4 protein-coding genes are annotated in these 13,096 nt (G+C 33.9%); 2 read left to right on the plus strand and 2 right to left on the minus strand.

All coding sequences use genetic code 11. From position 1 onward, the window contains the following. Positions 1-358 precede the first annotated feature (358 nt). Together RGRSB_RS00465 and RGRSB_RS00470 are read left to right on the plus strand one after the other, a co-directional pair. Positions 359-2,410, plus strand: a complete 2,052-nt coding sequence (locus RGRSB_RS00465; RefSeq protein WP_119259355.1) for an NAD(P)H-quinone oxidoreductase subunit 5 — start codon at positions 359-361, stop codon at positions 2,408-2,410. A 1,676-nt stretch (positions 2,411-4,086) separates the two neighbouring features. Beyond that, positions 4,087-4,854 carry a 5'-methylthioadenosine/S-adenosylhomocysteine nucleosidase family protein gene (locus RGRSB_RS00470; RefSeq protein WP_119259356.1) on the plus strand — a complete coding sequence of 256 codons (768 nt, stop codon included), beginning with the start codon at positions 4,087-4,089 and terminating at the stop codon, positions 4,852-4,854. 55 nt (positions 4,855-4,909) lie between these two features. Here the strand turns inward: RGRSB_RS00470 and RGRSB_RS00475 are convergent, their stop codons facing one another. Continuing rightward, positions 4,910-6,091, minus strand: coding sequence for a M20 family metallopeptidase (locus RGRSB_RS00475; RefSeq protein ID WP_119259357.1), 1,182 nt, complete (start codon positions 6,089-6,091; stop codon positions 4,910-4,912). A 2,763-nt stretch (positions 6,092-8,854) separates the two neighbouring features. Then, positions 8,855-11,665: a preprotein translocase subunit SecA gene (gene secA / locus RGRSB_RS00485; protein WP_119259359.1), complete on the minus strand. Its 2,811-nt coding sequence runs from the start codon at positions 11,663-11,665 to the stop codon at positions 8,855-8,857. Positions 11,666-13,096 lie beyond the last annotated feature (1,431 nt).

Below are 13,096 nucleotides of genomic sequence, written 5' to 3' on the forward strand. Positions count from 1 at the left end.
TCTAGTTAAGTGCCTCTATTTATTTATTTCATTGATTACATTCTAAACGTAGTTATTTATTGATACAATACGGTTTATACAACAAAAAAAAGTGTAGTTTCCCTAAAAAACCTAAATAGAAAAGTGTTTATAAGATTAGATTTTGAGGTTGGAATCTTCATATTTACAACTTCTAACTCCAAACTCTTTGAGATTTTTAATTGATAATTCGGAATTTAGACAAAAAGACTGACGTACACTAAAGAATAGATTTGTAGAATATGGTTGAACATGAATTAACTCTAACTTCTCGTCAACTCGCCATAGTCATCAGTCCATGTTCTAATTGTCTTGTAACCCCTAGTGTTTAGAAAATTACATGAGTGAACCTCTTTATGAATATGCCTGGCTAATACCCGTCCTACCCTTAGTTGGGGCGATGTTAGTCGGGTTAGGACTTATTTCCTTTAATCAAGGAACTAACCGCCTGCGACAGATAAATGCAGTCTTCATCATCTCCTTATTAGGTGCATCGATGGTGATGTCCTTCACTCTTTTATGGAGTCAAATTCAAGGCCACGCTGACTATACTCGTATGATTGAATGGGCTGCAGCTGGCAATTTTCATCTTAATATGGGTTATACCATTGATCACCTTAGTGCCTTAATGAATGTTATCGTTACCACTGTTGCCTTTCTGGTGATGGTATACACTGATGGTTATATGGCACATGACCCTGGATATGTACGATTCTACGCTTATTTGAGCATTTTTAGTGCATCAATGCTGGGATTAGTCATTAGTCCTAACCTAGTTCAAGTTTATATTTTCTGGGAATTAGTGGGAATGTGTTCCTATCTTTTGATCGGCTTTTGGTTTGACCGTAAAGCTGCCGCAGATGCTTGTCAAAAAGCCTTTGTAACCAACCGTGTCGGAGATTTTGGGCTACTGTTGGGAATGTTAGGGTTATACTGGGCAACTGGAAGCTTTGATTTCCACATCATGGGTGAACGTCTCGAAGAATTAATTTCTATAGGAACCATAGCCCCAGCTTTAGCCGCTGTATTTGCCGTTTTAGTGTTTCTGGGTCCTGTGGCTAAATCAGCCCAATTTCCCCTCCATGTTTGGCTACCAGATGCAATGGAAGGTCCTACTCCTATTTCGGCTTTAATTCACGCTGCAACGATGGTAGCAGCTGGGGTTTTTCTCATAGCGCGGATGTACCCTGTCTTTGAACAAATTCCGGTAGCAATGTCTACTATTGCCTGGGTTGGAGCGTTAACTTCCTTTTTAGGCGCGACTATCGCCTTGACTCAAAACGACATCAAGAAAGGGTTAGCCTATTCCACTATTTCCCAATTGGGTTACATGGTAATGGCTATGGGAATCGGGGCGTATAGCGCTGGATTATTTCATCTGATGACCCATGCTTATTTCAAAGCTATGTTGTTCCTTTGTTCTGGGTCTGTTATCCATGGAATGGAAGGAGTTGTAGGTCATGAACCTATTTTGGCTCAAGATATGCGATTAATGGGTGGGTTACGTAAGTATATGCCTCTGACTTCTTTAGCCTTTTTGGTAGGAACTTTAGCTATTTGTGGAATTCCTCCTTTTGCAGGTTTTTGGTCAAAAGATGAAATTCTTGGTCTTGCGTTTGAGGCTAACCCTGCATTGTGGTTAGTTGGTTGGTTAACTGCGGGACTCACTGCATTTTATATGTTCCGTATGTATTTCATGACCTTTGAAGGAGAATTTCGCGGTAACGATCAAGCTATCAAAAATCAATTGTTAGCTTCTTTGGATGCATCTTCTCCCCTTCCTCAAGGAAGTCCAGGGGTAATGGACATTAGTAAATCAGACCATAATAATCATGCCCACGATCATAGCTGTTCTCCCCATGAGTCTCCTTTTACTATGACTTTACCCTTATTAATGTTAGCGGTTCCTTCAGCTTTGATCGGTTTATTGGGAAAACCTTGGGATAATAGGTTTGAAGGGTTCATTTTTGCGCCAGGAGAAGTCATTGAAAAAACTGCTCATTTTGATTGGACAGAGTTTTTAATTATGGCCGGGAATTCTGTCGGTATTGCCGTAATCGGAATTACAGTTGCTTCTTTGATGTATTTGCAACATAAAATTGATCCCGCAACAATTGCTGAAAGATATCCAGCCTTGTATCAATTCTCCCTCAATAAATGGTATTTTGACGATGTTTATCATAATGTTTTTGTTATGAAGTGTCGTCGATTAGCTCGTCAAATTATGGAAGTAGATTATCGTGTCATTGATGGGGTAGTTAATCTAACCGGTTTGGCTACTATTGTAAGTGGGGAAGGATTGAAATATCTGGAAAATGGTCGCGTTCAATTCTATGCTTTAATTATCTTTGGAGCAGTTTTAGGATTCGTGATTGTTTTTAGTGTAGTTTAACGTTAATTTAAACCTAATTCGTTGACCACAATGAGAGGGCAAAAGCCCTCTTTTTTTTTAAAATTAATTTATAAAAACAAGAATAATCAAAATTAATTTTATTGAAAAAGCATCAACTGATTTTAAATATTGAATTGATAATTGTAAATGAATAAGGTAAAATAAATATAATTTTTTAAAAAAGAATAGAAACAAAAATAATTTAAAATAGTCTTTTAATTATTCAATTAGTAATTAAACGCTTAAATACAAATCATCAGTTATACTAGTACTTTATAGTTACCATTTGTACTAAAAAGTTATTTAAACAATTAACGTAAAACAAATATCAGAAAATATTATTTATTCAACATTGGTAATAATGTTATGTACTTATGTATTTGTATTTAAATACAGTAACATTAAAATTGTGTATATTTTTGATATTCTAATTAGGTAAAATAATGATATAAATCAAGCAAAGTAAATTCAATTATATGTGAATAATTTTACAAAAAAACATAAGTTATACGTACTAAAGATTAATAATAACCAGCAAAAACTACGGATAATAATAAATCAATGAATCAAAACAAGAAGTTTTCTAGAAAAAATAGAATAGATTACTAAAAATATAAAAATTAATTTACATAAACTTGATAAAGTTGAGTTTGATAACAAACAAAATCACCAATGTATTTGTAGTACAAAAAAAAGATTATTTAAATTAGTCTCTTGAAATAAAAAAATCTTTAATTATTTAATTCTTTAGAAAAAATAGAGATTTATTGTAAGTTTAATTATTTTAATATTCAATTTATACTTAGGAACTAGGGATATTTTTATTTTAAACAATGCTCTTTCTTATAAAGAAGAAAGTTTTAAGAACATAGCAGAAGAGACTGAACGTAAGCCATTGTATATCCCACATCCTTTTATACCTTTAGATAAGATTGAGGATTAGTGATTTACTGTCAGAACTTTACTTAAATAAATATTATTTAAATTTAAAATAGTCAGGGAAGATATAAATGTTGTTTTCATATTCTATTTTGCTTATCATTATTTTACACTAGAAGAAAAATTTCCTAAAATAAAAGCTCGTATAATTACAGAAAAGATGTTTAAAGACGAAGATGAAAGGTAGTCAAATTAAATATTACTCAAGGAAGTTACTCTAAAAGATATCAATCGAAACAATTATAGATGTCACTCTAATTATTTAAGTATGGAGATAAAAAATTTTTTTTACACGTAATTTAACAGTATCCAAAGAAGTTCACTTGTTCAAGATTCTTTTGAGGCATCAAAACCAGCAATAATGCATAAGAGATTAGTTTTTTTACAACCAGACGCCTTAATAGTTCCAAAATGTCTCCTTGAGCTTAAGTTTATACTGATATGAATAAACACTAATACTTTATGGAAAGCCAACTTTTTAACGACCTGATTTCAATAAAAAATAATAAAAATAGGTCATAGATATTCATTTTTAGCAAAATAACTTAAATGAGAATAATAGCTAAAAAGTAATTACATATACGTTAAATTAAACTTTTATGGTATTTTTAGATATTAAAATAGTGAGAAACTATCTTTATGCCATGATCATTTCCTAATCAGCTTTTTTGGAATTGGTATAGTTTCTCAAAAGATAAAATAAAAACGTTTTTAAACAAAACATAGGTTATCAATAAATGTCTTCATCCTTACGTAACATTCCTATCACAAACTATATCGATACGATTCTAGTTCCCCGAGGGGCTGAGTATAAAGTCGTTTGTGAAGGATTCAGAGAAGTAAAGCAATTTTGCTCTAAAATCAAAATAATTCAGATTCCTGTGGGACTTTTACCTTTTAAACATTATCTTAAACAATGGCAGCAAATCCATGAGTTCATTAATCATCCTCCTAAAGGAATCTTGTTAATGGGATTATGTGGAAGTTTATCTCCAAACTATCAGGTAGGTGATAAAATTATTTACCAAAAATGTTGTTTAATTTCAAACAATATTCTTCCTCCACCATGGCAAACTTGCGATGTGAATTTAAATAAATTAATATATCATTATTTTAACAAAAGGATTATACAGGGCAAAGCGGTGACAAGTGATCACATCATTACTTCAGCTGAGGAAAAATGGCAATTAGGCCGAAGTTATCAAGCTGATGTAGTGGATATGGAAGGAATTCCTCTTTTAGAATTTTGTAACTATTTAAAAATTCCTGTTGCCATGATTAGAGTTATTAGTGACAATTGTGAACAGGATTTACCTAATTTAACCCCTGCATTAGAAGAGAATGGAAGCCTAAATCCTTGGAGATTAACATTTCAGATGTCCAAAAATCCTTTAAGTTCAATTCATTTAATTAGAAGTTCCCTAAAGGGGTTAAAAACACTAAAGAAAGTTTCAAAAGATCTTGCAACGGCAATCACCGCATCGGTTGTGGGACACCCATTTTAGTCAAAAGAAACAAGGGACAGAAATTTCTTATGAATTATTTCTGATTGCTATATATCTATTTAGAATATTGATAATACTTATAGGCGGCATAGGACAGAGTGATAACCCCTGTCAGGATGGCGGACTCATCCACCTCGAATTGAGGATGATGTAGCGGATGGTTGAACTTTTCTGAACATCCTACTCCCAAACGAAACATACTTCCCGGAGCGTGTTCAAGATAAAGGGAAAAATCCTCTGCACCTAAAGATGGTTCAGCCAAAATATGTAAACGATCATTTCCCCAGGCTTCTCGACAAGTAGATTCAAGAATCCGAGTCAATTCTGTGTTATTTTGCACCGAAGGAACTCCTTGGCGATAATCAATCTCATATTTTGCCCGATAAGAATTACAGATATTAGCTACTATTTTTTCAATCCACTGAGGTAAATTAGCGCGGGTATCAGGATGAAAAGAGCGTACCGTGCCGGACATTCTTACCTGATCTGCAATGATATTAGGCGCACAGCCACCGTTAATTTGTCCAATAGTTAATACTACGGGATGCAAAGGATTCTGAGTTCGACTAATAGCTTGTTGAAGAGTCGTAATGACCTGAGAAGCAATCCAGATAGCGTCAATAGCGTTATGGGGACGAGCTCCGTGACCTGACTCTCCTTGAATAAAAATTTCTATGTCATCAGCCGCAGCGGTCAAAGTTCCGTAGCAAATTCCCACAGAACCGGCTTCAAGAGAAGGAAAGACGTGTAGTCCAAAAATTGCATTTACATTGCGCATTGCTCCGTCCTGAAGCATCCAGCTTGCTCCTTGAGCAATTTCTTCCGCAGGTTGAAATAAAAATCTTACGTTTCCTGACAATTGTTCGGCTAACTGAGAAAGAACCATAGCGGTTCCTAGCCCTACCGTTGTATGAACATCGTGGCCACAAGCGTGCATAATACCAGGTTTGCACGAAGCAAATTCTAGGTTGGTTTGCTCATCTATCGGTAGAGCATCCATATCGGTACGAATAGCTAAGAGGCGCGGATCTGTACCATTTCCGTTTAAGTTTCCTACTACTCCCGTTTTTCCGATATTTTCTTGAACGTGAATACCGCACGAGGAAAGAACACCCGCCACATATGCAGCAGTTTGGTATTCTTGTCCACTCAGTTCAGGGTGAGCGTGAAAGTGACGGCGAATTTCAAGAAGTCTGGGGAACAGGGACTCGGTGAGATCTTTAATTTCAGAAAACATGAGACTTTATCAATTAGGAAGCTCATAACGTTTTTTATATACTGAACTCAAAATTACGATACAGGTTTTCTGACTTAATGAGAGCTTCACTATGTTTGTATATATATTTTCTTCAATTATACACCTAAATTATAAATAAACTTAAATAACTACAAAATTAGTCAATTTTCACGATGTAAATTATACATCTATTAAGTTCTTTCTAGAAAAGAATGATATTTATTATAAAATCTTCTTTGTTTAATTGTAATTGTTTAGTACAATTAAACTTCGTAATTTGTTAATTGAGGTTGAATTAACAATTGTGGATGCGATTGAAACTCAAACAGCAGTTGATTATTTTAATAATCTAAAGTAAAAATAAACAGTTGGTAAAGCCCAAGGTAATTAACAAGTCATGTATTAGTTATAAGATATAATATATACTTTTTGCTTGTTCGTTACAAAGGTTTTTAGATAAAATTTTTAGGGATATACGTCGTCATTTTTCTAATTATCGTAGCGAGATTTCCGAAGTATTAAGATAAAAATTATATGATGATTTATGCTAGGGATAACAAATAAAATAAAAGTCAAACACTAGTGTGTCACTCTACCAATGAAGAAAGTAAAATAATAGCTAGTATTGATTAGATCTATCAGTTTACTGATTTTAATTTTAATCTCTCATACATTTATTTTGTAGTAGAAGTTAATGGACAAAAGATAACAGGGAAAAAAAGAAACCTACGGAACAGACAACGTAGATTTTGTTGTTGTTTAAAAGTTAATAATGGAATGAAAAGGCATAAAAATATCGTGATTTTTTAGGGAAAATGTTGACTATTCAATCATTAAATAATTTAAGAAAATTAAAAAATTACGTGAGAGATTCGATGGAACTAAAAATAGTGATTAATATATCTAGGACTGTGATTAGGATATTGTGATTGGCAATTGTAACATCTTTATTAAAGAGGATAAGATTATTCTCTTTGGTAATTCCTTGAGCAAAATAGATTTTTATATTCTGCTTAGTTGCTATGCCATTGCAATTTAAGACAGACTATTTCAATGGTACCTTGTCCGCGCAACTATTTTCACAGCCTCTGGCAGTTAAAATAGCTTAATTTAAAGGAGTGTTGGAGGGGACTTCTATAATCCCAAGCGAGCGCACCTCTCCTACTATATTAACCCTGAATACGTTCAGAGAAAACTAGCGGCTCCAATGGTCTTAGACTCTTCTGGAGAAATATTTTCGGCTTTAGGAATCATAATGGTGTTCCTATCTTATGGTGCAATATCATTTTGGATATCACCTGTTTGTAGTAAATTCCACAAATTTGTTTGAATGTTCTGTTGGGAACCATCATAGTTGAGACGACTGATTTCTACTTTACAAATGTAGGCTAGGGTTTTAACTCCATCGGCTAATTCAATAACAACGATAAACCTCAGGGATTGTTGTCAACTGGTAGATTCTCCACTTCCTCCAAAAGTCCTGTTGGGAACAACTCGATAATATCCTAGCTTATACACTTCTTCTACCATAGCTACATTAATTTATCGATTAGCCAATAATCCCAAACCTGCATTATACATATAGTTGAGTTTGGGTAATATCAATATTGTTTTGAGTAGGAATAATTACTATATCCTCATCGCGTAGGGTAAGATCTTGCTAAATACTTCCTTCTTTGAGCAATTTACACAAATTTAGGTTTAATATTGGAATTTTTCTTGGAAACTAACGGTAAATTTGAACTTAATTAAGATTAGTAACCATGGTTAGCCCCTGCTTGTTGAATCAGTTGAGTAACTGTAGGAGATTTTCGTCCTTCAAAAATGGGGAGGAGATAAGAGCCTGGATTATTGATGTCTCCGGTGATCGCTACTTATAGAGATTGACAAACTAATAAAATAATGGTATTAATAGGGTTTTTAACGTATTAAACGTATTTTTCGGTTAATAACTTCGTCAATTAGAATATTATGAGTCCTTAAACAGGAATACTTGCTAAATATAGACATTGATATTGTTCCATTTACTAGAATTTGATATTCCCCAGTAAATCCTTCAACAGGAAAAACATTCACGGAAATACAATCATTAGCTCCGAGACTATATTCAGTTTCAGCGGGGCTACATGCTCTACGAATAAAGATAATATTTGAGCTAACAGAGGTGGAGATTTCCTGTAATAAATTAGTTCTAAAATAGTAGACATTAAAGAACTTAAAAAAACTTCAATTTAGGAACCCATTATTAAATATCAAATAAAATAGCATAATTTTAAGAAAAAATTATTAATGGTAAAGTAATTTAAAATCATTGTTAATTATTAACATCATAACTTCCATATCTCGATTTTTTTAAAAAAAATATGACAATGGTATCATCAACAATGATTTCATAATTTTTCTTATTAATTTGAGTTATAATTTGTTCTTTTACTATTATTATTCCTGACATGATAGGATCAATATTTTTTAAATAAAGAACAGGATTTATATTTAAAAAAATCATTATAATGATATATTTTTACAACTTTTTAACTTATAAAAATATATTTAAGTGATCATATTACAGAGGTTTTTGCAGCTGCTATAGTTAGATTCTTTATACCATACCTAATTAATACCTATTACTGTCTTAGTAATTAAGTCTTTGATAAGCAAAAATTCATTTTAGCTTTTAAGTAAAAAATGTATTTGAACAGCGTATTTTGATTCTAAAAACTATCGAGGACTAATATTTTTAATCCTCGAAAATAGCACTAAAAATTAAGCAGTTTGAGGTTGTCCTTGAGGTTGAAATTGAAACAATGAATATACTACATTTCGACGAATATCAATCATCATTTCTAAGAACATTTCATACCCCTCTTGCTTATATTCAATTAAGGGATCTTTTTGCCCATAACCTCGTAAACCAACAGACTCTCGTAATGCATCCATCGCCTGGAGATGTTCACGCCATAGAGTATCAATTTGTTGCAAAATAAAGAACCGTTCGGCTTCGCGCATCAAACCAGGGCGAATTTTATCTACTTCATCTTCTTTTATATCGTAAGCTTTACGTACCTCTTCATGGAGAAATACCTTCATTTCACTAACGGTCATATCTTCCATATCTTTAGCGGTAATGTCCTGCAAGAGGTAGACGAATTCCTTAACCTTACTTACCAAGTTGTCTACATCCCATTCTTCGGGAGGTAATTCTGGATTCACATAGGCATCTACAATTTCATCCATGGTTTTCTCCGCGTATTGAAGAACCTGTTCCTTAAGATCTAACCCTTCAAGAACTCGGCGACGTTCAGCGTAGATAGCGCGGCGTTGGTTATTCATTACCTCATCATATTCAAACACTTGTTTACGGGTATCGTAATAAAAGGTTTCCACCTTTTTCTGCGCACCCTCCAGAGAACGGGTAAGCATTTTGGACTCGATGGGCATATCTTCTTCAACACGAAAAGCATTCATCAAACCGGCTACCCGATCACCCCCAAAAATTCTTAATAGATTATCTTCTAAACTTAAGAAAAATTTTGTTGATCCTGGGTCACCTTGTCGTCCTGCTCGTCCCCGTAATTGGTTATCGATGCGCCGGGACTCGTGGCGTTCAGTCCCCATCACGTTGAGTCCTCCTAATTCCACCACTTCGTTTTGTTCCTTATCAGTGACAGTTTCGTAAGATTTACGAATAGCTTTGTAAACCTCCCGCAATTTTTTAATCACAGGATCGTCAGTGGGAGCTTTTTCTGAGGCAACTGCGATTTTTTCTTCAGCTTCAAGTTCCGATAAACTTTGTTGTCCATAATGGTCAACGGCTATTTTGAGCATATCTTTTAACATCTCTTCGATTTCAGGAGTGAGCTGAGTGGGGAAGATGTCTGAATCGGAAGGACTCCAGTTTTTTGCTTTCTTCTTGTCTTTTCCGAATCCTTGAGACCGACGACCTCCGCCATTTCCCGCCATCATAGCCATGATACTATCGTCTTCAGGCATCACAATTTGGGGCATCAGGAATTCCCGAATTTTTAGCCGCGCCATATAGTCGGCATTACCCCCTAAAATAATATCAGTTCCTCGTCCTGCCATATTGGTAGCGATAGTAACTGAACCTTTTCGTCCGGCTTGGGCGACAATTTCTGATTCCCGTTCCACGTTTTCAGGACGGGCATTGAGAAGGTTATGAGGAATTTTTTTTGTCTGCAAGAGTTGGGAAAGAACTTCTGATTTTTCAACACTAGTAGTTCCTACGAGGATAGGTCGTCCTTGATGGTGCAACTTCTCCACTTCAGCAGCCACAGCTTGCCATTTTGCGGGTTCAGTTTTATAAACAACATCAGGAAAATCGTAGCGTTGAGAAGGTCGGTTAGTAGGAATGATAGTAACTTGAAGATTATAGACTTTTTCAAGTTCTGTTTCTTCAGTTTTTGCGGTTCCTGTCATCCCTGAGAGTTTAGGATAGAGAAGAAAGAAATTTTGATAGGTAATGGTGGCTAGAGTCTGGGTTTCTTTTTGAATATCCACCCCTTCTTTCGCTTCAATGGCTTGGTGTAATCCGTCACTCCACCGCCGTCCAGGTAGCACCCGCCCGGTAAATTCATCGACAATTACAACTTCTTTGTTGCGGATCATATAGTTAACGTCTTTAACAAATAATTCCTTAGCTTTAATAGCGTTGAAAATATAGTGCGCCCAAGGATTTTCTTGATCGTAGAGATCTTTAACCCCCAATAACTCTTCTGCTTTCTCGAATCCTTGATCCGTCATCAAAACGTTTCGAGCTTTTTCGTCTACTTCGTAATCTCCTGGTTCTTCTTCACTTTTTTGCGTGATGAGTTGCGCGGCAATGGAAGCTGCTTTGAGATATTTTTCCGTAGGACGTTCTATCTGTCCTGAAATAATCAGAGGGGTTCGAGCTTCATCAATTAAGATAGAATCTACTTCGTCAATGATGCAATAGTTAAAGGGCAGTTGAACTACTTCAGCCATAGCGGTGGCCATATTATCCCGTAGATAATCAAACCCTAATTCGCTGTTGGTAGTATATGTGATATCACAAGCATAGTTTTTCTTTCGTTCATCAGGACTCATTCCTGCTTGAATTAGCCCGACACTGAGTCCTAAGAAACGATGAACCTGTCCCATCCATTCAGCATCCCGACGGGCTAGGTAGTCGTTTACGGTAACAACATGGACTCCTCTTCCAGTTAATCCATTAAGATAGGCAGGAAGGGTTGCTACTAAGGTTTTCCCTTCCCCCGTTTTCATTTCTGCAATTTGCCCTTTATGTAGAACAATTCCACCGAGAATCTGAACATCAAAGTGACGCATCCCTAAGACCCGAATTCCAGCTTCTCGTACTACAGCAAAGGCTTCGGGTAAGATCTCGTCTAAGATATCTTCCAACTCTTCATTATCTTTTGCTTTGTCGATCAATTCTCTAAATTCAACTGTTTTCTGCTTGAGTTCCTCATCGGATAATTTTTGAATGTTTTCTTCGAGCACATTCACTTCTGTGACTAAAGACTGAAATTTTTTGAGTTTGCGGGTGTTCGGGTCACCAAATAGGGTTTTAAGCATAGGTTTCTTTTAGAACTTATTCTAACTTTTTGAGGACTGAGGACTTAAGATGCCTGAAATGACAATTTTTGTCTTAAACTATAAAGATTGAGGACTGATAAAGAAGTTATAAACTATTGTATCATCTAGGTTTTAGTACCGATTTTTTTCCCTTGATCTTGAGGAGATGAGGAGAGGAAGGAAGAACTTGTCATAATAACCTATTGTCAATAACAATAAAATTAGACTCGTCTGTTGTAGGTATAACAAAACTTTATAAAAATTGATTTTTTGAAGTTACAGAACACGGTCACCATAAATCATTAGTAGTTAATAACTACCAATAATTTATAGTTTTTGAACTAAAAAAACGCAAATTGAAACAACTAAATATAGTTGTTTCAATTTGCGTTTATATATTCTATTATACTAACAATTTAAAAAAAATATAAAAAAATAAATAACAATTTTCCTGGACTTATGTATAGTAATTTTACAGTTAAAAATTTATTTTTTAAAATAAAAGACATTCGAAAAATATTAAATATAAGTGATTTTTAATACCTAGAAATTTAGTAAAAAAATATGAATATTACTGAAAGTACTATTTCTTTATTTAAACTTTTCTCAAAAATTAAATATCCAGTACTACTGTACACTATTATTATGGTACGGTTTCGACAAAGCAGAAAAAGTATTGCCTAGATTCAATACAATGAATAATAAATATATAGAATATAATCTAAAGAAAATAGATTATATGTTCAAACACAGCATAAAGTTTAGTTAGTAAAAAACAGAACTCATCTAAATATTCTCTAAACAAGGATCAAGTTTTTACTTAAGAACAGGGAAGTATAATTATCATTAATAATCTAAAAAAGTAAAAAGTTAAAATATTTTCTTTGAAAATTTTAATTTTTGAAAAACTTTATAGCAAAATAGTTTCTAAACAAAATCAATAGCGGTTAGACTTCTGTAAATAATATTTTACTCAATACAATTACTTCTGATAGCATGACTTTTGATAATTTGAGGGCTAAAATCCAAATGGTTCAATATGAAAGTATAGTTATCCGTTGAAAGAGTGGTCAATGCTAACTTCGATATACTAGCTATCATTGGAATAACTTTCGGATTACAAACTTTTGTTGCAACACAATGCGGACGAATCACAAACTCTGTTATTGTTATTATAGTCCATTTAGGTATATTTATCAGTAGAACTAAAATCATTAACAGATAAGACCTAGGGATTTATAGAATTTAACTTAATAATTTCTTTGGTAAACAAATCTTGAAGCTTATATTTAATTTTTATATATCTATAGTTTAACGGTTTAATCTCTGATATCTATGGCATATTCATCCTAATTTTTGGGGTAGTGATATTCCACTAATTTAGTTAGAATTAACTGTAAACTATAATAGTTTCAGTAAAATTAACTATAA

It is taken from the genome of cyanobacterium endosymbiont of Rhopalodia gibberula, assembly GCF_003574135.1.
GTDB lineage: Bacteria > Cyanobacteriota > Cyanobacteriia > Cyanobacteriales > Microcystaceae > Rippkaea.